The sequence below is a fragment of the Methyloligella halotolerans genome, assembly GCF_001708935.1.
GTDB lineage: Bacteria > Pseudomonadota > Alphaproteobacteria > Rhizobiales > Methyloligellaceae > Methyloligella > Methyloligella halotolerans.
Genome location: NZ_MASI01000009.1, coordinates 86,300 through 108,016, shown reverse-complemented (window position 1 = coordinate 108,016; position 21,717 = coordinate 86,300). Strand labels below are relative to the sequence as shown.

At 63.0% G+C, this 21,717-nt stretch carries 17 protein-coding genes and 1 pseudogene; 5 read left to right on the top strand and 13 right to left on the bottom strand.

All coding sequences use genetic code 11. The annotated features are described in order from the left end of the window. Nucleotides 1-311 precede the first annotated feature (311 nt). Complete coding sequence (locus A7A08_RS13950) at nucleotides 312-3,104, top strand: autotransporter outer membrane beta-barrel domain-containing protein (protein WP_069096069.1); 2,793 nt, start codon at nucleotides 312-314, stop codon at nucleotides 3,102-3,104. 254 nt (nucleotides 3,105-3,358) lie between these two features. Here A7A08_RS13950 and A7A08_RS13945 read toward each other — a convergent pair whose 3' ends face one another. After that, nucleotides 3,359-3,853 carry a hypothetical protein gene (locus A7A08_RS13945; RefSeq protein ID WP_069096068.1) on the bottom strand — a complete coding sequence of 165 codons (495 nt, stop codon included), beginning with the start codon at nucleotides 3,851-3,853 and terminating at the stop codon, nucleotides 3,359-3,361. A 163-nt stretch (nucleotides 3,854-4,016) separates the two neighbouring features. Next, a complete protein-coding gene (locus A7A08_RS13940; protein ID WP_069096067.1) occupies nucleotides 4,017-4,199 on the bottom strand; it encodes a DUF2735 domain-containing protein in 183 nt (60 codons plus the stop codon). 442 nt (nucleotides 4,200-4,641) lie between these two features. On the opposite strand from A7A08_RS13940, the gene A7A08_RS13935 reads away from it, so the two are divergent. Then, nucleotides 4,642-5,679 (top strand): glutamine synthetase beta-grasp domain-containing protein, encoded by a 1,038-nt coding sequence (locus A7A08_RS13935; protein ID WP_069096066.1) that lies wholly within the window; start codon nucleotides 4,642-4,644, stop codon nucleotides 5,677-5,679. A 71-nt stretch (nucleotides 5,680-5,750) separates the two neighbouring features. Here A7A08_RS13935 and A7A08_RS13930 read toward each other — a convergent pair whose 3' ends face one another. After that, the gene (locus A7A08_RS13930; RefSeq protein WP_069096065.1) at nucleotides 5,751-6,089 is read right to left on the bottom strand and encodes a cupin domain-containing protein; all 339 of its coding nucleotides are present in this window, start codon (nucleotides 6,087-6,089) and stop codon (nucleotides 5,751-5,753) included. Nucleotides 6,090-6,195: 106 nt separating this feature from the next. Here A7A08_RS13930 and A7A08_RS13925 point away from each other — a divergent pair, with 106 nt between their 5' ends. Then, the gene (locus A7A08_RS13925) at nucleotides 6,196-6,570 is read left to right on the top strand and encodes a hypothetical protein (RefSeq protein ID WP_069096064.1); all 375 of its coding nucleotides are present in this window, start codon (nucleotides 6,196-6,198) and stop codon (nucleotides 6,568-6,570) included. A gap of 87 nt (nucleotides 6,571-6,657) precedes the next feature. On the opposite strand, the gene A7A08_RS13920 is transcribed toward A7A08_RS13925, so the two are convergent. The 9 genes and pseudogenes from A7A08_RS13920 to A7A08_RS13880 all read right to left on the bottom strand — a co-directional run bounded on the left by A7A08_RS13920 (nucleotide 6,658) and on the right by A7A08_RS13880 (nucleotide 18,396). Further along, the gene (locus tag A7A08_RS13920) at nucleotides 6,658-7,641 is read right to left on the bottom strand and encodes an HpcH/HpaI aldolase/citrate lyase family protein (protein ID WP_069096063.1); all 984 of its coding nucleotides are present in this window, start codon (nucleotides 7,639-7,641) and stop codon (nucleotides 6,658-6,660) included. A gap of 27 nt (nucleotides 7,642-7,668) precedes the next feature. After that, nucleotides 7,669-10,434 carry a phosphoenolpyruvate carboxylase gene (locus tag A7A08_RS13915; RefSeq protein WP_069096062.1) on the bottom strand — a complete coding sequence of 922 codons (2,766 nt, stop codon included), beginning with the start codon at nucleotides 10,432-10,434 and terminating at the stop codon, nucleotides 7,669-7,671. A gap of 173 nt (nucleotides 10,435-10,607) precedes the next feature. After that, nucleotides 10,608-11,510: a succinate--CoA ligase subunit alpha gene (sucD, locus tag A7A08_RS13910; protein ID WP_069096061.1), complete on the bottom strand. Its 903-nt coding sequence runs from the start codon at nucleotides 11,508-11,510 to the stop codon at nucleotides 10,608-10,610. Nucleotides 11,511-11,524: 14 nt separating this feature from the next. Next, nucleotides 11,525-12,714, bottom strand: a pseudogene (locus tag A7A08_RS13905) (malate--CoA ligase subunit beta). Between the two features lie 40 nt (nucleotides 12,715-12,754). Further along, the gene (gene fchA, locus A7A08_RS13900; RefSeq protein WP_083226809.1) at nucleotides 12,755-13,390 is read right to left on the bottom strand and encodes a methenyltetrahydrofolate cyclohydrolase; all 636 of its coding nucleotides are present in this window, start codon (nucleotides 13,388-13,390) and stop codon (nucleotides 12,755-12,757) included. Between the two features lie 8 nt (nucleotides 13,391-13,398). Further along, nucleotides 13,399-14,256 carry an NADP-dependent methylenetetrahydromethanopterin/methylenetetrahydrofolate dehydrogenase gene (locus A7A08_RS13895; protein WP_069096060.1) on the bottom strand — a complete coding sequence of 286 codons (858 nt, stop codon included), beginning with the start codon at nucleotides 14,254-14,256 and terminating at the stop codon, nucleotides 13,399-13,401. A gap of 52 nt (nucleotides 14,257-14,308) precedes the next feature. Next, nucleotides 14,309-15,247, bottom strand: coding sequence for a D-2-hydroxyacid dehydrogenase (locus tag A7A08_RS13890; protein ID WP_069096059.1), 939 nt, complete (start codon nucleotides 15,245-15,247; stop codon nucleotides 14,309-14,311). 98 nt (nucleotides 15,248-15,345) lie between these two features. After that, entirely contained in the window at nucleotides 15,346-16,557 is a 1,212-nt protein-coding gene (locus tag A7A08_RS13885; RefSeq protein ID WP_069096058.1) for an aminotransferase class V-fold PLP-dependent enzyme, read from the bottom strand. Between the two features lie 132 nt (nucleotides 16,558-16,689). Then, complete coding sequence (locus A7A08_RS13880; protein WP_069096057.1) at nucleotides 16,690-18,396, bottom strand: formate--tetrahydrofolate ligase; 1,707 nt, start codon at nucleotides 18,394-18,396, stop codon at nucleotides 16,690-16,692. 168 nt (nucleotides 18,397-18,564) lie between these two features. Here A7A08_RS13880 and A7A08_RS13875 point away from each other — a divergent pair, with 168 nt between their 5' ends. Next, nucleotides 18,565-19,824 carry a glycerate kinase type-2 family protein gene (locus A7A08_RS13875; RefSeq protein ID WP_069096056.1) on the top strand — a complete coding sequence of 420 codons (1,260 nt, stop codon included), beginning with the start codon at nucleotides 18,565-18,567 and terminating at the stop codon, nucleotides 19,822-19,824. Between the two features lie 332 nt (nucleotides 19,825-20,156). Next, nucleotides 20,157-21,050, top strand: a complete 894-nt coding sequence (locus tag A7A08_RS13870; RefSeq protein WP_069096055.1) for a D-alanyl-D-alanine carboxypeptidase family protein — start codon at nucleotides 20,157-20,159, stop codon at nucleotides 21,048-21,050. A gap of 21 nt (nucleotides 21,051-21,071) precedes the next feature. Here A7A08_RS13870 and A7A08_RS13865 read toward each other — a convergent pair whose 3' ends face one another. After that, the gene (locus A7A08_RS13865; RefSeq protein WP_083226805.1) at nucleotides 21,072-21,638 is read right to left on the bottom strand and encodes a CAP domain-containing protein; all 567 of its coding nucleotides are present in this window, start codon (nucleotides 21,636-21,638) and stop codon (nucleotides 21,072-21,074) included. Between the last annotated feature and the right edge of the window lie 79 nt (nucleotides 21,639-21,717).

The following is a 21,717-nucleotide window of genomic DNA, read 5'->3' as shown; positions in this document are numbered from 1 at the left end:
CGCATCCGACGCCGACGAGCACGGCATCAAGGGCCGCGCCTCCTGGAAGTTCTAGATCGCCCTCCCACGGGAGAGGGCGTTCCGCCTCCATGAGCCTATAATCCGTCCAGCATGCCGGCGTGCGTACCGGGTTTGCATTCGGCCACACCCTTGTGGCTAGCCCGCCACAGCGCGGCGACAAAAGCAGCGGAGAGAGGGCCGCTTTCTCCGTGCTTCCGTATATCCCGCCATCCCATCCGGCTACATTTCGGAGAGGATTTCAATAACTTAAGCGCGAGAAACGCGCCGAATACACCCTGGGGGAGGGGCGTGTGACCATTTCAGTAAAGCGGCAGATCCTGCTGTCGACGACGATGCTTGCCGGTGCGATGACCGGCTATTCGGGCCGGGCCTATGCGGCCTGCACGAATTCCGGGGGCTCCACCTATCTCTGCTCCGGAAGCGAGACGACCACCCAATCGATCAACGCCGCCAATCCGACTGTGACCACCGCGTCGGACATGAATTTCGATACGACTGGCGGCATCGGAAACGCGCTGACCATCACGGGCACAGGCGACATCTCCTATACGGACGGATATGCGTCGACCTCTCTTCGGAGCCTGGAGAGGGGTCTTTCGGTATCGAACAACACCGTTGGCGCGGGTTCGACGGCGATCTCCACCGCGGGCGCAATCTACGGTCGAAATGCCGGCATTGTCGCTTGGAATAATAATGGCGTGGCGGGCGATTTGAGCCTCACCACGAACGGCGCCGTCAGCTCCGGTGGCGATGGCATTACGATGACCGGGGGGACTCTCACGGGCGATCTAACCGTCACAAACAATGCCGCCGTTTCGAGCGACGGTTACGGCATGTACCTGGCGCATACCGGCAACGGGGCGCTCACGGTCAACGTCAATGGCGACGTTAAGGGCACCGTCCGCGATGGCATGGACATCAACCTCTACAACGGCACCACGACCATAACCTCGTCGGCCGGCACCACGATTACTGGCGGAAACGACGGCATTGACCTCGATCATAACGGGACGGGCGAGGTGGTCGTCAGTGCCTATGGCAACGTTAAGGGCGCCCAAGCCGCTATCGATATCTCCAACATGGGACCTGCCGAGACACGGATCACCATCGGCGGGGACATATCTGGAAGCTCGGGAGCTGGGCTCGAAATTGCCGGCGCACGCAATTACGCCACCGTTCTCGCCGGTGGCTCCGCCACTGGCTCCTTTGGAATCCGCAGCAGCAGCTTTGGAAGCGCTAACGACATAACCGTGGCGGGGCGGGTCGAGGGCACCGCCAACTTCGCTATCGTGCTGCCGAATTCAACCTCGGGGAATCGTGTCGAACTTCAGACCGGTTTCGAGGTTGTCGGCATCGTGGACTCAGGCGCTGGCACCAACGACAGCCTGGAATTCGGGGGCTCCGGCAGCGACAGCTTCAGCCTCAGCGATATCGGTCCAAAATATCAGAACTTCGAGGACTTCAATGTCATCGGTGGCAAATGGAGCTTTTCGGGCACCACCTCCAAAACCTTCAGCGTCACCGGCGGCACACTCGGCGGCACCGGCACCTTCGGCGGGCTGAATGTCGGCAACGGCGGCACCATCGCGCCGGGCAATTCCATCGGCACGCTCAATGTCGGCAATATCACTTTTGCGCAGGGGTCGACCTACCAGGTGGAGGTCGACAACTCAGGCAATTCGGACCTGATCAATGCCAGCGGGACGGCGACCATCAACGGCGGCACGGTGAGCGTGCTGGCGCAGTCGGGGACGTACGCCACCGGAACCCAATATACGATCCTCACGGCAGCGGGCGGTGTGACAGGGCAGTTCTCCACTGTCACCGCGAATTTCGCCTTCCTCGATCCGACACTCAGCTACGACGCAAACAACGTCTACTTGCTGTTCGGTCAGGCGGCGAGTTTCGTGTCTGCAGCCCGCACGCCGAACCAGCGAGCTGTCGCGGGCGCATTGGATGCCTTGCCCACCGATAACGAAATCTTCGTCCAAGTCCTGAACCAGACCGAAGACGGTGCACGGCAGGCATTCGACGCACTTTCGGGCGAGATCCATGCGAGTGTCGGCGGCGCCCTTCTGGATGAAGGCCGCCATATCCGCGATGCGGTGATGGGCCGGATGGTGCAGGCGTCTTACGACGGCACCGGTCTCGGCTCGGGCGGACCACAGAACACTCAAGCATCACCTTCCGGCATGATGATGCTGGGCTATGGCTCCAAAGACCTGGGCTCTTACGAGCCGCTTCCCACGAAAAAAGGTCCGGTGTTCTGGACGCAGGGCTTCGGGAGCTGGGCCAATTTCGACGGCAACGGCAATGCGGCCAGCCTCGACCGCGACATGGGCGGTTTCATCTCGGGCGTCGATGCGGAGGTGATGCCCGGCTGGCGGGCCGGTATCGCCGCCGGCTACAGCTACACCGGGCTCGACAAAGAGTCCCGTCTGAGCAGCGCCGACGTGGATGCCTATCACCTCGTGCTCTACGGATCGGGTAAGGTGAACCGCTTCGATGTCCGTGGCGGTGGCGCCTATAGCTGGCAGGATATCGAGACCTCACGGAACATCGTGTTCCCCGGCTTCTCGGAGTTCGAGCAAGCGTCCTATGACGGCGACCGGGGACAGCTCTTCGGCGAGATCGCCTACCCGGTCGTGCTCCATCCCAGCATCGCCATGGAAGGTTTCTCAGGGCTGGCTTACGTTCATCAAGAGACCGACGGCTTCACAGAGTCGGGCGGTCTCGCGGCCTTCAACTCCTCCGGGTACAACGAGGATGTGACCTATTCCACGACCGGCTTCCGTGCCGCGACGACGATGGCCTTCGGCAACGCAGTCATCACGCCGAATCTCTCGGTCGCTTGGCTCCATGCCTTCGACAGTGTCGACACCGACCTGGCGCTGGCCTTCGCCGCCGCAGGACCGAGCTTCGACATCCAGGGTACGCCGATCGCGCGGGACTCCGCTCTCGTCCAGGCAGGCCTCGACTTCGCGGTCTCGCCCAACGCGACCCTGTCGGTCGCCTATGACGGGCAGTTCGCATCCGACGCCGACGAGCACGGCATCAAAGGCCGTGCGAGCTGGAAGTTCTAGAAGGTTCGCCTGAAGCATCTGCCGTCCCTCTCCCCCGCGGGGAGAGGTCGAGCGCATGGCGCTCGGGTGAGGGGGAGAAAGACTCGATAGTTGGGTCCCTCACCCCTCCCGCGTCGAACACGGGAGAGGGAGCACGCCGAGCCAATTGGACGGTCTCCCTCGGTCTCATTCCGGCGAGAGCCGGCCCCACAAGGCCGGAAAGGCGGTCTGCGGTTGGATACCGGCTTGTGCCGGTATGACGGTGTCCGAGAGCCCTATTCAGGCAGGTCGCACTCCTCGAGGAGCATCGTCCACATCTCATCCGGCGCGAAGGTGACCTTGCCCGTATCGCGCACCTGGGAGAGCAGCTCACGGCCTTTCGCCGCCGTTTCCGGATCGTCCGCCCGAAGCTGCCAAAGCCCCATGACGTAATAGAGATGCGCCCGCGCCTCCTCGGTCTCCAGCGTCGGGCCGGATTCCGCCACCATGTTGCGTCCCTCTTCGCCGCCATACCAGAGCAGCATCATCCATCCATGCGCCTTCAGATCGCCGCGCGGCGACCCGAGCAGTATCTGCCCGCTTTGGATGACGAGCTGCTCCTCGCTTATATCGGCGAGCTCCGGCTTTTCCTCGATAACGCTGTTGAGGAGATCTGTCGTATTGCTCTTCACGAGCTGATCGACTTCCGCCTGGCACGTGCCGGCGAGGGCTGGCCGCGCCGTTGCGGCGATCATGAACGAGACGAGAAGGCAGGCGAGCAGGCGCGGCATTCGATTTCTCCCGTGAAACACCGGGAAATCTTAGGCGGGGCCGCGCGAGATGTCGATTCGACGCAACCGAGGGCTGGCTGCGGACAAAAAAGAGGGCCGGGCTTTATCCAAGCACGACCCTCTTCACCATCGGCAGCCGCTTGCGCGGCCGCATCGGTCGCCGTCAGCTGTTGTTGGCACGATTGGCATCCCGGATCGCTTCTTCGTGATACCAGGCGCCGCCGGACGCCGTGTTGACATGAGCGTAAGACTGCTCCGTCGCCGTCCGCGTCTCGCGCCGCTCCAAGCCAGCGCGACCGCCAGCAGGGAACTGAATTATCTCAGCCGTTTCCCTAAAAGCATTCATCGCTAGTTCCTTTCTTCAATACTCCGGTTCGGCAAACAACATCGCCGTCACGGGTGTAGTTTCCCGTATATAGGAGTCAGCCACCCCTTTTGCATAAGAAAATAGCCGTTCGCCTAATATTTCAGCTTACTTTATTCTGCCTGCCCAATCGGCATACGGGAGATCGGCCAAAACTGACTCTTTTTTAGCGCCGTCGGGTGCGGCCTCGGGGCGCGGCTCTGCAAAGGCCGACAATGGCGAAGTCCTTTTGTTTATTAAGAAAATATGAAATGCCCCGGCCCGGCCCTCGCCCCCCTGGGCCCTTGATCCCTTCTCGGACTCCGGCCCCACCGCCAATTGGCACATTTAATGCGTCTGCAGGGGCGTCAACGAGGCCCTGAGCTCAGCGGCCGCTAGGGCTAGGGACGGCGCACTGCGCTTTCAGCAGACAAGGGAAAAGCTAATGACCAAGTATAAGCTCGAGTACATTTGGCTCGACGGCTACGAACCGGTACCGAATCTTCGGGGCAAAACGCAGATCAAAGAATTCGAGACGTTCCCGTCTCTTGAAGAACTTCCGCTCTGGGGCTTTGACGGCAGCTCTACCCAGCAGGCCGACGGCAGCAACTCCGACTGCATTCTGAAACCGATCCGTGTCTTCCCCGATGCAGCCCGCGAAAACGGCGTTCTGGTGCTCTGCGAAGTGATGCTGCCCGACGGCGAGCCACATCCCTCCAACAAGCGCGCCACCATCCTGGATGACGACGACGCCTGGTTCGGCTTCGAGCAGGAATACTTCTTCTACAAGGACGGCCGCCCGCTGGGCTTCCCCACCGACGGCTATCCGGAGCCTCAGGGCAAGTACTACACCGGCGTCGGCTATTCGAGCGTCGGTTCGGTCGCCCGCGAGATCGTGGAGGAGCACCTGAACCTCTGCCTCAAGGCCGGCATCAACCACGAAGGCATCAATGCCGAGGTGGCCAAGGGCCAGTGGGAGTTCCAGATCTTCGGCAAGGGCTCCAAGAAGGCCGCCGACGAGATGTGGATGGCGCGCTATCTGCTGGAGCGCCTGACCGAGAAATACGGCATCGATATCGAGTATCACTGCAAGCCGCTGGGCGACACCGACTGGAACGGCTCCGGCATGCATGCCAACTTCTCGACCGCCTATCTGCGCGAAGTCGGCGGCAAGGCCTATTTCGAGGCGCTGATGGCCCAGTTCGAGAAGAACCTCGAAGACCACATTGCCGTCTACGGCCCGGACAACCACATGCGCCTGACCGGCAAGCACGAGACCGCCCCGTGGAACAAGTTCTCCTACGGCGTGGCCGATCGCGGCGCCTCGGTTCGCGTGCCACACTCCTTCGTCAAGAATGACTACAAGGGCTATCTTGAGGATCGCCGCCCGAACTCCCAGGGCGACCCCTACGCCATCGCCTCCCAGATCCTGAAGACGATCTCGGAAGTGCCCATGGAGGGCAAGGCGACCGCCGCCGCGTAGCGGATCCTCTCCTCAACGAGGGACGGAACTGGGGGGCCCGGCGCGGCCCCCCTTTTCTTTTGCGCGATAGGTTAGAAATGCACGGCGAGCCATACCGTCGGCGGCTCGCTTTGGGTCCACGCGACCCGATGCCGGCAATGGGCCGGCAGCATCACCCAGTCGCCGGGGCCCAGTTCCCGCTCCTCCGCCTCGCCTTCGATCTGAAGCGCCGCGGCGCCTGAGACCAGCAAAACGAACTCGTCCGTCTCCTGGTCGTACCAATCTCCTTCAGGCGTCGCCTGGCCCGTGGAAACGATCCGCTCGATCCGAGCATCCCCCTTCTCCGCCAGAATGTGGAAGAGTTCGTCGGCGAGTGAACCGTTGGGAAGATTTGCTAGCAGCGATCCGGCACTCGCAGCGGGCATATTCATCACGTTCTCCCGAAAACCGAGAATACGACAACCAAAAGTGCGTGACTCCAAAGAATGCAATTTGCAAGTTATCGGCTGCATTCTGAGTGTCGTTTTGGGGGGAGTTATGGTTTCGCGTACCGCACTGGTTGTGCTCGTTTTGATCGGTCTTGTAATAGGTAGCTGTGCGAAAAAGGCAGAGGACGTTCCTGCCGCGTATGTCTCACCTCTCACATATCAGCCTTACAACTGTCAGCAGCTAGCCGGCGAAGCGGAGCGCGTTTCGCAGCGGGCAGCTGAATTGTCCGGGGTGCAGAACAAGAAGCGTACCCGAGACACGGTCACCACGACGGCTGCGGTTATCGTTTTCTGGCCAGCAGCTTTTCTGGTGAACGGTGACGATGCTCAGACGGCAGAACTCGCTCGCCTGAAGGGCGAATTCCAAACGATCCAACAGGTATCGGTGCAAAAGAATTGCGGCTTGCAGTTCCAGCAAGGTTGACCCGGTGCTCTGTAGATCAGCGCCCAAAAACAAAAAGGGCGGACCGTTGAGGCCCGCCCCTTTGCGTCTCTCATGTGAGAGAGCAGCTTACTTGCTGATGGCCTCGGCCTTGTCGATCAGCGCCTTGGCCTGACGGATAGACGCGATGTCGATCAGGCGGCCGTCGAGAGAGACGGCGCCGCGGCCTTCCTTCTCGGCAACCTTCATGGCCTCGAGGATACGCTTGGCCTTGGTGACCTCCTCGTCGGACGGGCTGAACACCTCGTTGGCGAGGTCGATCTGCGACGGGTGGATGGCCCACTTGCCTTCCAAGCCGAGCACCGCGGCGCGGCGGGCGGCGGCCTTGAAGCCCTCCGGATCGGAGAAATCGCCGAACGGACCGTCGATCGGACGCAGGCCGTAGGCGCGGCAGGCGATCATCATGCGCGACAGAGCGAAGTGCCACGGGTCGCCCCAGTAGTACTCGCGCTCGGCCTCGTCCTGGCCCTCACGCTTGTCGGTCAGCACGCCGTAATCCGGGTGCGGGCCGCCGATGCCGATGGTGCGCGCGCGGGTCGACGCGGCATAGTCGGCAACGCCGAAGGACATGGCCTCCAGGCGCTTGCTCGACTGGGCGATGGCTTCCACATTGGCCATGCCGAGCGCGGTCTCGATCAGCACTTCAATGCCGACCGGGTTCTCCTTGCGGCCGATGGCCTGCTCGACCTGGGTGATCAGCATGTCGATGGCATAGACGTCGGCGGGCACGCCCACCTTGGGGATCAGCACCATGTCCAGACGCGGCGCCTTCTCGATCACGTCGATGACGTCGCGATAGGCATAATGGGTGTCGAGACCATTGATGCGGATCATCATGGTCTTTTTGCCCCAATCGATGTCGTTCAGGGCTTCGATGATGTTTTTCCGGGCCTGCTCCTTATCGTCCGGCGCGACGGCATCCTCAACGTCGAGGAAGATGACGTCGGCAGAGGACTTGGCCGCCTTTTCGAACAGGCTCGTATTGGAGCCCGGTACAGCCAGTTCGGAGCGATGAAGGCGGGGCCTCGCCTGCTCGATGATCGTGAAACTCATGCGTACTTTTCCTTTCCGTGTTGAACCTTAACCGGTGGCTCCCAAACCAGCGGCAATGCAGTTGATCGACATGAGCAGCGGGACTTTGTATTCCTCCCGCTCGCTCTCGGTTTCGGCGCTTCTGAAGCGCCTCAGCAGTTCGACCTGCTCGCGGTTGACCTCGTTGATGGTCGGCAAGCGGTCTTTCAAGGACCGGCTGAAATCGGGAAAACGCTCGGCGATTTGACTGTCGCCGCTCACCCGCAGGACCATCTCCGTGGTCAGGCGGTATTCCCGTTCGATCATTGAGAAGATGGCATCCCGCGCCTTCTCGTCCGCGACCAGGCTCGCATAGTTGCGGCCCACGGAGAGATCGACGATCAGAAGCATCTTCTCAACCTCGTCCATCACCAGCCGGAACAGACGGGAATCCGAGAACATGCGGCGCAGCAGCTTTTCGCCGCTCTCGCCCCGCACCTCCAGGAAGCTCTTGATGCCGCTGCCAACGCCATACCAACCGGTGATGGCATGGCGGTTCTGCGACCAGGCGAACACCCATGGGATGGCCCGCAGATCGCCCAGGGACTTGGCGCCGAACCGGCGCGCCGGCCGCGAGCCGATATTCAGCAGTGAAATCTCCTCCAGCGGGCTGGCCGACTGGAAATACGTCACCAGATCCGGATGGGTCAGGAACTTGGTATAGGCGGCCCGCGACGCGCCGGAAAGCGCCTCCATGGCGTCTTCAAACTCCGCCCGCGGCACCAGCGCCTCTTCGCGCTCCGACTTCAGCGCATGGGCGAAGACCGACGCGCCCAAGAGCTCCATCTGATACAGCGCCGTACCCTTGTTGGCGTATTTGAACGACACCACCTCGCCCTGCTCCGTCACCCGGAACCTGCCCCGGATGGAACCCGCAGGCTGAGCGGCGATGGCCCGGCCCGTCGGCGCGCCGCCGCGGGAGACCGAGCCGCCACGGCCATGGAAGAAGGCAATCGGAATGCCCGCATCGTGGGAAAGCTTGGTGAGCCGCGACTGGGCCTTGGAGAGCTCCCAGTTGGAGGCGACGAAGCCGCCATCCTTATTGGAGTCCGAATAGCCGATCATCACCTCCTGCACCCCGCCCTGCCAGCGGGTGCTGCGGCGAACCACCGGAATATCGAGCAGCTCCTTCATGATGGCCGGCGCCGCCCGCAGATCCTCGATCGTCTCGAACAGCGGCACGATTGGCAGCGGACAGATCTCCGTTCCCGTGGAGTCGAGGAAGACGCCGGCTTCCTTGGCGAGCAGGTAGACGCCGAGGATATCGGCGACCGATGCGGTCATGGAGAGAACGAAGCCGCCGAACGCCTCGCGGTCCAGCCCTTCACGCATCTCCGCCACGAGACGGAGCGTCGCCAGGGTCTCCGCCGCTTCCTCGGGCAGCCCCGCCAGATCGCGCTCCGAATGCTTCGGCCGGCCGAGCTCGGTCAGCAGCCACTTCTTCCACTCTTCGGAATCGGGGGCCGGCGGCTCGCCGCCGTCCTTGCCCTCAATGCGCTTCCAGATCTCCTGCAGCGCGGCCGTCGTCCGGGTGGTGTTCTCGCGCAGGTCCAACCGCACTGTCGAGAAGCGGAAAATCTCCACCGCTCGTCGGATCGGGCTCACCATGTCGGCGGCGATGGATCCCGAATTGGCTTCGATCAGCCCGGTCTCCAGCGTCCGCAAATCCGCGATGAGCTCGTCGGCGTTGGCGTAGTGCGGCCCGTCCGGCGCGGTCTTGCCTTCCGTGCGCAGGATCGTCGATTCCAGCTTGCTCAGCACGCAGGTCAGGAACTGCCGGTAGGCCTCGCCCGGATTGCGCGCTTCGATCTGAGCTTCCCGGCCGCTCGCCGCCAGCTCGGCTTCCAGCGCCTTCGTGAAGCCCTCTGAGATCGGGCTTACGCGCTTGCTGATGGACAGCATCCGCACCAGCTCGTTCAGGCGGGTCCGGTAGTGGCGCATGCTCGCCAGCGCGTTTTCTTTCAGGGTCGTGCGCGTGACGTCGGAGGTGACGAACGGATTGCCGTCCCGGTCGCCGCCGATCCACGAGCCGAACTGGAAGAACGGCGGGACCTCGAAATCCTCGCGCGGGTAATAGAGCTCCAGCGCTTCGGTCAGGTCGTCGACCATCTCCGGCGCGCGCTCGAAAAGCGTCTCGTCGAAGAAATGCAGACCCCAGGAGACTTCCTTGTCGACCGTAGGCTTCTCCAGATGCAGCTCACCGGTCATCCAGATAAGCTCGATCTGATCCCGCAGGGAATCGAGATGACGGCGGCGCTCCCGCTCCGTCCAGCGTGTCAGCTCCAGCTCGCGCAGCAGGAGATAGACGCGTCGGAGCTTCTCCAGCACCGTAACGCGCTTGGCCTCCGTCGGGTGGGCGGTGATCACCGGCCGGATGCGTAGGCTTTTCAGCAGAGCCTGGATCTCGGCTGCCTCGATGCCGTCCCGCGCCGCTTCGGAGATCACATTGGCGAACGTCCCCTTCAGCTCGTCCCGCCCCCGGGTCTTCTCGATATGACGGCGGGCGCGCATGGCCGCGTTCTGCTCGGCGATCGAGAGCAGCTGGAACCAGATTCCCTGGGCCTGGAGCGCGCGGGACATCATCTCCGGACTGAGCTCGGAGAAGTTCGCGCCACCGCGAAGCACGGATTCGATTTCGGGCTGATGCTGCCGCGTCACGTCGAGCAGCAGCTTGAACAGTATGTCCGCCGCCTCCTGCGCAGACGTACCGGAGATGATCGGTAGCTTTCCTGCCGGTTCGGCGGAACGTGACGTCTGGTTCAGATCCCGGTCCATGGAACTGGTGAGCCTCCCGACTGCAACGATCGTTTCAGATCCCGGAATAGCTCACCCATGCGGACACCCGGTGCCCACGTCTCTGGATCGCCTCTGAGCTAGCCCCTTCCGGTCTTGGAAAACACTGCCAAGCCGGGGATCGGTTCCACCGATGCCCGGCCGGCGTGCATGTCTTACGCGACCTGGCGGCCTCCGTTCTGGAGCACCTTCGCCATGGTCGAGCCGAACTCGCTCGGATTCGGAGCGACGGTCAGCCCGCAGGCCTTCATGATTTCCGCCTTTTCGGCCGCGCTATCGCCTTCCTTGGAGATGATCGCGCCCGCATGGCCCATGCGGCGGCCTTTCGGCGCCGTCAGGCCTGCGACGAAGCCGACGACGGGCTTCTTCATGTTCTTCTGGATCCACTCGGAAGCCTCGGCCTCCTGGGGACCGCCGATCTCGCCGATCATCAGAACGGCTTCGGTCTCGGGATCCTGCTCGAACAGCTCCAGGTGATCGAGGAACGACGAGCCGTTGATGGGATCGCCGCCGATACCGACCGAGGTCGAAATGCCGAGCCCGTGCTCTTTCAGCTGCGCGGCCGCTTCATAGCCGAGCGTGCCGGAGCGCGAAATCACGCCGATGGAGCCCTTCAGATAGATATGACCGGGCATGATGCCGAGCATGGACTTGCCGGGCGAGATGATACCGGCGCAATTCGGGCCGACCATCATCGGGCGCTTGTCCTTGGGATAGCGGTAGAGATAGCGCTTCACCCGCATCATGTCCTGGGCCGGAATGCCGTCCGTGATCGAGCAGATCAGGCGGATGCCCGCATCGGCCGCTTCCATGATCGCATCGGCGCAGAACGCCGGCGCCACGAAGGTGATGGAGGTGGTCGCGCCCGTCTCGCGCACGGCTTCCTTCACGGTGTTGAACACCGGCACGCCGTGATGCTCCGTGCCGCCCTTGCCGGGGGTCACGCCGGCAACGACGTTGCTGCCGTAATCCAGCATTTCCTTGGTGTGGAAGCTGCCCTTGTCGCCGGTCATGCCCTGCACGACGATCGGCGTCTTCTCATCGATAAGAATACTCATGACGCTGCCTCCCCTTACGCCGACGCGGCTTCGAGCTCGGGGCTGGCCCCGCAAGCTTCGACCGCTTTTTGTGCTGCTTCCGCCAAGGTGTCGGCGGTGATCAGATCGAGCCCGCTTTCGGCCAGGATCTTCTTGCCTTCGTCGACATTCGTGCCGGCCAGGCGGACCACCAGCGGCACCTTGATGTCGACCGTCTCGCACGCCTGGACCACGCCCTTGGCGACCCAGTCGCAGCGATTGATGCCGGCGAAGATGTTCACCAGGATCGCCTTGACGTTCTCGTCCGACAGCACGAGCTTCAGCGCCGTGGCGATACGCTCCGGCGAGGCGCCGCCGCCCACGTCCAGGAAGTTCGCCGGGTTGCCGCCCGCATGCTTGATCATGTCCATGGTCGCCATGGCGAGGCCCGCACCGTTGACGATGCAGCCGATCTCGCCGTCGAGACCGATATAGTTGAGATTGTGCTCCTGGGCCTTGGCCTCGCGCGGATCCTCCTGAGAGGGATCGTGCATGTCGGCCACATTGTTATTCCGGAACAGCGCGTTGTCGTCGAAGGACATCTTCGCGTCCAGGGCCACCACGCGGTCGTCGTTGGTCACGACCAGCGGGTTGATCTCCAGCATCATGGCGTCGCAATCGCGGAAGGCGCGATAGGCGTTCATGATGAGCTGGGTGGCGCGCTGCACCTGCTTGATGTTGAGGCCGAGATCGAAGGCGATCTCACGGGCCTGGAAGGATTGTAGACCCACGGCCGGCTCGACGATGACCTGGATGATCGCTTCCGGGTTTTTGTCGGCGATCTCCTCGATCTCCATGCCCCCCTCTTTCGAGGCGATCACGCGGATGCGCTCCGCCTTACGGTCGAGGACGAAGCGAGATAGAACTCTTTTTCGAAGGGCTCGGCCAGCTCGACATAGACCCGCTGCACGGGTTTGCCTTCGGGGCCGGTCTGGTTCGTCACCAGGTTCTTGCCGAGGAGGTCGGCCGCCGCATCGCGGACTTCGTGATAGGTCTTGCAGAGCTTGATGCCGCCGGCCTTGCCGCGCGCGCCCGCATGAACCTGGGCCTTCACCGCCCAAAACGAACCGCCGAGCTCCGTCGCCGCATAGACCGCCTGATCGGGGCTGAAGGCGACGGCGCCTTTGGGAACCACCACCCCGAACTGCGACAGCAGCTCCTTCGCCTGATACTCGTGTACGTCCACGTTGTCGTCCTCCCTTGACTGGTCGGCGAGTCTTTTGAGCCTAGCTTAGCTTGCCCTCAACGACTCCATAGGCTTCCTCCGTTGCCGACCCAGCGCCGGACAGAAGCCCTTCCAATTCCTTGAGCTTGGCCTGAGCGAAGTCCTTATCGTTTATCATCTTCGCGTTGGTCAAGACGTTCAAAGCCGCACTCCGCAAAGCCGCTTGTCCAGCGAGAACAGCGACGCCCGCGTCGCTGATCACGTTGAGATTACCCTTGTCGGAGACGATCTTTGCGAGGTCGATCACCTCGCGCGAGACCTTGCAGCACTGCAGCGGCACGTCCGTAGCGGTCTTGAGTGCCGCCTGAATTGCTTCGCTGCGCGCTTCTTTCTCTTCGTCCGTCTCCTTGGGCATTCCATAGGCTCCCATGACCTGATCGAATGCCTGTACATCGTCTGCGATCATCCCGGTCAGCGCAACCCGCAAGGATTCCGACTTCTCCAGAACCGACTTCATCTCGTCCTCGACCTCGACATACTTCTTTTTGCCGATGGTGAGGTTGCAGACCATGCTGATCAGGGCCGCGCCCATGGCGCCCATGATGGCGGCCGCGCTGCCGCCACCCGGAGTCGCGGAGGAGCTGGCAAGCTCCTCCAGGAAGGTGTCGATAGACGTGTCTTTGATCTCGTCGCTCACACCGGACCTCACGCCATCTCTTTTGCGGCGGCGTAGATCTCTTCGGCGTCGAACACCTGATCCTGGGATTCGAACAGCTTGCCGATGAGCGCACGGTGCAGCTTCAGCTTCAATCCGCCGATGCCGAGCGCGCCGAAGACGGTCTTGCCGTGGCGCTCCTTGCCCTTATCGGTCGCCTCGAGGCCCTCGACGCCGAGGGGCGGCTGAGCGTTCACATCGGCAATCAGCTCGATATTCGGGTTATCCTTCCAGGCCTCTTCCTTCAGCAGCTCGATACCGATGCCGCCGGCTGCGAAGACGATATTCGCATCCTTCACCGCCTCGGCGAACTGGTCGGGATTGGAAGCCTCGAAGCCGGAGCACTTGACGTCGAACCGCTCGGCGATCTGCTTGGCCGCCGCATCGGCGCGGTCCTGCTTGCGCGACGTGAGCACGACTTCGCAGCCCTCGCTCGCGAGCATGGCGCCGGCGCGCATACCGACCGGCCCCGTGCCTGCAAGCACCACAGCCTTCTTGCCCTTCAGGTCGGCGGCCTTGGCGAGCAGCGCCACGCCAGCCGCGGCCGTCGTGTTCGAACCGTTGGAATCCAGCATCACCGAGACGCGGAAATTCGCGAAGAAGCGCTTCTTCACGTGCTCGAGCAGCTCCTCACCCTTGGCCATGGAGCCACCGCCGATGAAGATCGCGGTGTTCTTCTTCTCGTCACCGCCGCGGGTGTAGATCGTCCCGTCGACCAGCGCGCCGACATTGTCCGGCGTCACATCGGCATAGCCGGCCACGCGGTCGGCGCCGCCGTCATAGGCCACAACGGTATCGAACACGCTCGGATGCGGGTCCGTATCGAACATAAACAGCAACTTATCCATAAATACCCTTCCTCGAATAAGCTTTGCGGGCTTGAGGCTCTACCGGCCCCTTCTACTCGACGACGTTCTGGGGCTTTCCGGCGACGAAAGCCTCGATATTGTCGACGAGCTGGTCCGCCAGGACTTGCATCGCCTCCTGGCTCGCCCACGCCACGTGGGGCGTCACGATCAGGTTCGGCAGGTCAGCATCGATCAGCACATTGCCGTCGACCGGCGGCTCCTTAAGCACGACGTCGAAACCGGCGCCGCCGATCTCGCCATCCTTGAGCGCCTGGACGAGCGCGTCCTCGTCGACCAAGCCACCGCGCGCGGTGTTGATCAGGATCGCGGTCGATTTCATCATCTTAAGCTCTTTCTCGCCGATCATGTTCCGCGTATCGGGCGTCAGCGGCGCGTGGAGCGTGATGACATCGCTTTCCTTGTAGATGGTCTCCAGATCGACCAGACCGTCCTTCGGCGCGACGTCGTAGGCGAGCACCTTCATGCCGAGCGCCTCGGCCCGCTTGGCGATGGACTGGCCCAGGGCCCCGAAGCCCACGATGCCGAGCGTGGAGCCCGCGACGTCGTAGATCGGATAGTCGAAATAGCAGAACTGGCGCGCCTTGCTCCAATCGCCTTTGCGGACGGAAAGCACATAGGGAACCAGGCTCCGGCGCAGCGCGAACATCAGTGCGATCACATGCTCCGGCACCGTGTTGTAGGCGTAGTTCCGGATATTGACGATCGTGATGCCGTTCGCCTTGCAGTAATCCTTGTCGATCACATCCGTGCCGGTCGCGGCGACCGCGATCAGCTTGAGATCGGGCAGCTGCTTAAGGGTGTCCTCGCGCATCGGCACCTTGTTGATGATGGCGATGTCGGCGCCCTTCAGCCGGTCCACGATCTGATCGACCGTGGTGACGTCATATTCTTCGTACTCGTGCTCGAAATTCGGCGCCCGGACATTGGCGTCGAGGGTTTCGCGGTCGAGGAAGACGATCTTATGTGCCACCTGGAATACTCCCCCCGGTTACTCGTTGAATCTATTGTTTCATTTCGGCCCCGGCCGCGCCTTCGCGCATCTCCGGGACCGCACTTCTCAAAGAATGATTATTCGGCTGCGATCCTGGCGTGCTGTTGACCGTGCGCCTTGCGCAGATGCTCCTGCGCCGCGGCCACGCCCTGACCGAGCGCGATATCGATCCCGGCATCCTTCATCGCCATTTCCGCGCCGGTCACGGCGCTCAAAACCATGAGCTCGTTCAGATCGCCGAGATGGCCGATGCGGAACAGCTTGCCCGCGACCTCCGACAGACCCGCGCCGAGCGAAAGGTTGTAGCGCTCGAAGGCGAGCTTGATGACGTCGGAACCGTTGACGCCTTCCGGCACCATGATCGCGGAGACCGTGTCCGAATGCCATTTCGGGTCCTTGGCACAGAGCGCCAGACCCCAGGCATCGACGGCAGCACGGACCGAGCCGGCCAGGCGATGATGCCTGGCAAACACGTTGTCGAGCCCTTCGGCGAACAGCCGGTCCAGCGAAGCGCGCAGACCGTGCAGCAGCGCCACCGCCGGCGTGTACGGGAAATATCCATTCTCGTTGGCGGCGATATAGTCGCCCAGCTCGAAATAGCCACGCGTGCATTTGGCGTCCGCGCGCATGGAAAGCGCCTTCGGGCTCGCGCACAGAATGCCCAGCCCCGCCGGGAGCATCAGCCCCTTCTGGGAGCCGGTGATGGCCATATCGACGCCCCACTCGTCCATGCGGAAGTCGATCGAGCCGATCGAGCTTACGCCGTCGACGAACAGCATTGCCGGATGGGACGCCGCATCGATCGCCTTGCGGACGGCACCGACATCGGACGTCACGCCGGTCGCCGTCTCGTTATGAACGATCAAGACGGCCTTGATCTCGTGGTTCTTGTCTTCTGACAGCGCGGCTTCGATCTTCTCCGGATCGGCGCCCGTGCCCCACTCTTCCTCCTGGACGATCACCTCGATGCCGTGACGGCGGGCGAGCTGGATCCAGAGATGGCTGAACTGGCCGAAGCGCGGCGCGAGAACCTTGTCGCCGGGCGACAGGGTATTGGTGATGGCCGCTTCCCACGCGCCGGTCCCGCTCGACGGGAAGATGAACGCCTGGCCGTCCTTGCTCTTGAAGATCTTCTTCAGATCTTCGAGCAGGGGCTTGGTGAGTTCGGGGAACCGGGGCGAGCGGTGATCCTCGCTGGGCACATGCATGGCCCGCAGGACGCTCTCCGGCAAGTTTGTAGGGCCTGGGACGAACAGGAAATTGCGTCCCGGCCGGAATCCTTCGGGCATTGCCTCCTCCGACGAAATTTCGGCGTACCTATAGCTTGCAGCCACGCTGAAGGGCAAGCGTGGTCGCGACGGGCGCCGAAACTGGCAACCCCCCGGAGCCGGATCAGCTCCCCTTTAAGAGACACCTTCCTCCTAGAAGAGGCCGGTGATGTGACCCTGCTCGTCGAGCTTGATGTTGTTGGCCGCCGGCACCCGGGGCAGGCCGGGCATCGTCATGATGTCACCGCAGATCACCACGATGAACTCCGCGCCGGCCGAAAGCCGGATCTCGCGCACCGGAATGGTATGACCGGTGGGCGCGCCCTTGGCGTCAGGGTTGGTGGAGAAGCTGTACTGGGTCTTCGCCACGCAGATCGGGAAGTGGCCGAAGCCCTGATCTTCGAGCTCCTTGATGCGGTTCATCACGCTCTTGTCGGCCGTGACGTCCGCCGCGCCGTAGATGTCCTTGGCGACCTTCTGGATCTTGTCCCAGAGCGGCATGTCGTCCGGATAGAGCGTCTTGAATTCGGCCTTGCCCTCGTCGCAGATGCGCACGACCGCTTCGGCCACGTTGGCTGCGCCCGGACCGCCATTCGCCCAGTGATCGGACAGCTCGCACTCGACATCGATGCTCTTGCAGAGTTCCTGCAGCTTGGTCATCTCGCCTTCGCTGTCGCCGGAGAAGCGGTTCACCGAGACGAGCACCGGCACGCCGTAGGACCGCATGTTCTCGACATGTTTCTTGAGGTTCGCGAAGCCTTTCTCGACTGCATCGACGTTCTCGGCCTTCAGGTCGTCCTTGGCCACGCCGCCATGCATCTTCAGCGCGCGGATGGTGGCCACGATGACCACGCAATCCGGCGAGATGCCGGCCTTGCGGCACTTGATGTCGAGGAACTTCTCGGCGCCGAGATCGGCGCCGAAGCCCGCTTCGGTCACCACGTAATCGGCCATCTTCAGGGCTGCCTTGGTGGCGATCACAGAGTTGCAGCCATGGGCGATGTTGGCGAACGGGCCGCCATGCACGAAGGCGGGGTTGTTCTCCAGGGTCTGCACCAGATTGGGCGCCAGCGCATCGCGCAGCAAGGCCGCCATGGCGCCGGGCGCCGACAGCTCTTTCGCCGTGACCGGCGTCTTGTCGCGGGTCTGAGCGACCTGAATGTTGCCCAGCCGGCGCTGCAGATCGGCCAGGTCCGTCGCCAGGCAGAAGATCGCCATGACCTCGGAGGCGACGACGATGTCGAAGCCGGCCTCACGCGGGAAGCCATTCGCCGCGCCGCCGAGCGACGTCACGATGTTGCGTAGCGCGCGGTCGTTCATGTCGATGCCGCGGCGCCAGCTGACCCGGCGGGAATCGATGTCGAGCGAATTGCCCCAATAGATGTGGTTGTCGATCATGGCCGCGAGCAGGTTGTTCGCCGCGCCGATCGCATGGAAGTCGCCGGTGAAGTGGAGATTGATATCCTCCATCGGCACCACCTGAGCGTAGCCGCCGCCTGCCGCGCCGCCCTTCATGCCGAAGCACGGGCCGAGGGACGGCTCGCGCACGCAGATCATCGCCTTCTTGCCGATGTGATTGAGCGCATCGCCCAGGCCGACAGTCGTGGTGGTCTTGCCTTCGCCGGCCGGGGTAGGCGTGATTGCGGTGACCAGGACGAGCGTTCCGTCGGGCTTGTCCTTGATCGTCTCCAGATAGTCGAGGGAGACCTTCGCTTTGTAATGGCCGTAGGGGATGAGGTCGTCGGAGGACAGTCCGAGCTTCTCTTCTGCGACCTCGACGATGGGCCGCATATCCGCCTCTTGCGAAATCTCGATATCGGATTTCGGATTGACGTGCTGCTCGTTAGACCCCTTGGACATGCATTCCTCTCCACTCAACCAATATTCATCGCCCGCGTTGAAGGCGGGGCTGTTATCAAGCGCAGCAACTTAATTCAAGCGCTTGCCTTCTGACAATCCTATGTGCAGTTTCTACCTCCCCTAAGTGCCGGGACTACCTCTTTTAATATACCCTCGATCGAAGAATTCATGACACCGCAAGAGCTTCTGAAATCCATGTTCGCAGCCGCCGTGGAGGCAGCCTCTCCCGCCGTCTGCGTGCCCCCCCCATCTGCCGTCGCCGCCGAAGGGCAAGACGTCGTGATCGGCGCGGGCAAGGCCGGAGGGGCCATGGCCAAGGCGGTCGAAGACCATTGGGACGGGCCGCTCGAAGGTCTCGTCGTCACCCGTTACGCCCATGGTCTTCCGACCGACAAGATCGAGGTGATCGAGGCGGGCCATCCCGTACCGGACAGCGCTGGACGCGAAGCGGCCACCCGCATCTTGAAGATGGTCGAAGGCCTGACCGAGGACGATCTCGTGCTCTGTCTCATCTCCGGCGGCGGCTCGGCGCTCCTCGCCATGCCGGCCGAGGGGGTGAGCCTCGAAGACAAGCAGGCAATCAACAAGGCGCTGCTGAAATCCGGCGCGACAATCGGCGAGATGAACTCTGTGCGGAAGCATCTCTCCGCCGTGAAGGGCGGTCGCCTCGCCATGGCCGCTGCGCCGGCTCGCGTCGTCTCTCTCATGATCTCGGACGTGCCCAACGACGATCCGTCGATCATCGCATCGGGCCCCACCGTCGCCGATCCGTCGAGCGGCGCCGACGCCATCGCGATCCTCAAGAAGTACGACATCGACATCCCGGACAATGTCCGCGCGGTCCTGGAAGATAAGGCGAACGAAACGCCGAAGCCCGGCGACCCGCGTCTTGCCACCGTCGAGAACATCATGATTGCCACGCCCCAGGATTCCTTGGAAGCCGCGGCGAAGGTCGCCGAGGACGCAGGCTATCCGCCCATGATCCTCTCCAACTGCATCGAGGGCGAGGCCTCAGACGTGGCTCTCGTCCATGCGGGCATCGCGAGGCAGGTGGCCGAGTTCGGCCAGCCTGCAAAGGCGCCGTGCGTGCTGATCTCCGGCGGAGAGACGACCGTCACCGTGAAGGGTAACGGGCGCGGCGGCCGCAACGCCGAATTCCTGCTCGCTCTCACCGTCGCGCTGGAGGGGCACGATGGCATCTACGCCCTGGCCGCCGACACCGACGGCATCGACGGCACCGAGGACAATGCGGGCGCGATCCTCACCCCGGACAGCTTGCAACGCGCCGCGGACAAGGGCGTTAGCGCCAAGGATTATCTGGCCGACAACAACGGCTACAACTTCTTCTCCTCCATCGGCGACCTGGTCGTGACCGGCCCGACCCGGACCAATGTGAACGACTTCCGGGCCATCCTCATCGAGAAGTGACCGTCCGCCCACAGCACGCAATAAGTGCAGGAAGACGCAGGCTGAACCGCAACTTCGCAGTTGAAGATTGAAGCCCAGCCGCTAGTCTTCGCACCAGCAGCAAATCAGTTGCTGCCGTTCGGCGTTCGCCGCCCGCTTCGAGGGGGTTTGGGGCTAGAATCGAAGCGAATAAAGGCCAACGACGCCGGACCGTCCGACGATCGGTGTCCGCAAGACACGAGGGTCCGCCACAGCCGGCGAGCGCGACGCGCATCGGCCGGGATGGATCCTCAAGCCAATGGCGCCTGAGCCGGCAGCAACCATGCTGCGCGGCTCCGGTGAGGGAAGCTTTGATGATGCTAAGACGTCTCGCCGTTGCGCTGCTCTCAGTGGCGCTGCTGCTGCCGCCCCATCTCGCCCATGCCGGACCGGCGCTCGTGTTCGAGCCCTATAACGGCACCGTCTTCTATGCGGAAGATCCCGACGTTCCGTGGTTCCCCGCCTCTCTCACCAAGCTGATGACCGCCTATATCGCCTTCTCCGATATTCGCGCCGGCCGGGTGACCATGGACACCATGATTTCATGCTCCGCCCACGCCCAATCTCAGGCGCCCACCAAGCTGGGGCTGCCCGTAGGCGGGGAGCTCACCCTCGAGATCGCCATCAAGATCATCATCGTGAAATCCGCCAATGACGTCGCGGTCATGGTGGCGGAAGCCCTGGGCGGGGGCAGCGAGCAGGCCTTCGTGGTCCGCATGAACGCGGCGGCCCAGCACCTGGGCATGACCCACACCCATTTCGCCAACGCCAACGGGCTTCCCAACGAAGACCAAGTCACGACCGCCCGCGATCTCGGCCGTCTCGCCCGCGCCCTCATCCTGCAATTCCCGGAATATGCCGACATCTTCAAGCTCCGCCACGTGAAGGTGGGCGACAAGATCCTGCGCACCCATAACGGCCTGTTGCGCGACTTCGAAGGAGCCGACGGCATGAAGACCGGCTTCATTTGCGACTCCGGCTTCAACATCGTCGCCAGCGCGACCCGAGACGGCCGCCGCCTCGTGGCCGTGGTGCTGGGCGAGGTTTCCGTGCCTGCGCGGCGCGACCGCGTCACCGATCTCCTGGAGAACGGCTTCAAGCGCTATTTCTGGAAGTCTCTCTTCGGCACCACCATCGACGGCCTCGCTATGCAGGCTTCGTTGAGCGACCAGCCGGCTCATTTGCGACGAGAGATCTGCGGGGGTTAATCCACCCGCTACGGGCTGCTGCTATTCCCAGTTGGATTTGTTCTCCGCCGTCAGAGGCGCTGCCAGCACCAGCGCCCAGAACGACCGGAAGTGGGTCTCGCGGTCGAACGCCACGGCGATTCCCATCTCGGTCGCATCGGGGAGCAACAGGTTTCGATTGTGGGGCGGGCTGTCCTTCCAGCCCTGCAGGACCTCTTCCCAGGTCTTCTGCCCGGCCGCGATATTCTCCCCCGTGAGCCCGGCCACATAGCCCGTCCGCTTCACCCGGTCGCTCGGCGTCGAGCCGTCCGACCCGTCGTGATCGAGAAGGTCCCGCTTCGCGAGATCCTCGGCCTGAATCTGGGCCGCCTGGTTGAGCTGGGCGTTGACGGCGAGCGGCTTCAGCCCCTTGGTTTCCCGGTAGGCGTTGATCGCATCGCGCGCCTTGGCCGCGTCCAGCACCGGCGCCTTCTCCAGCGGCGTGCCGGGCCGGACCTCCTTGACGGTCGGCAGCTCGGCGCACCCCGCAAGCAGCGCGGGCAGCAGGAAAATTGGGAACAAGGAAAGCGCGGCAAGTCGGAAGCGGATCACACTGCGCAATCGCATCATGACCGCCCCCTTGCCTATTGGGTTTCCGCCGCGCCGCTATCCGATTGGCCGGTGCCGCCGCCGTCGGCGATCGCTGCCT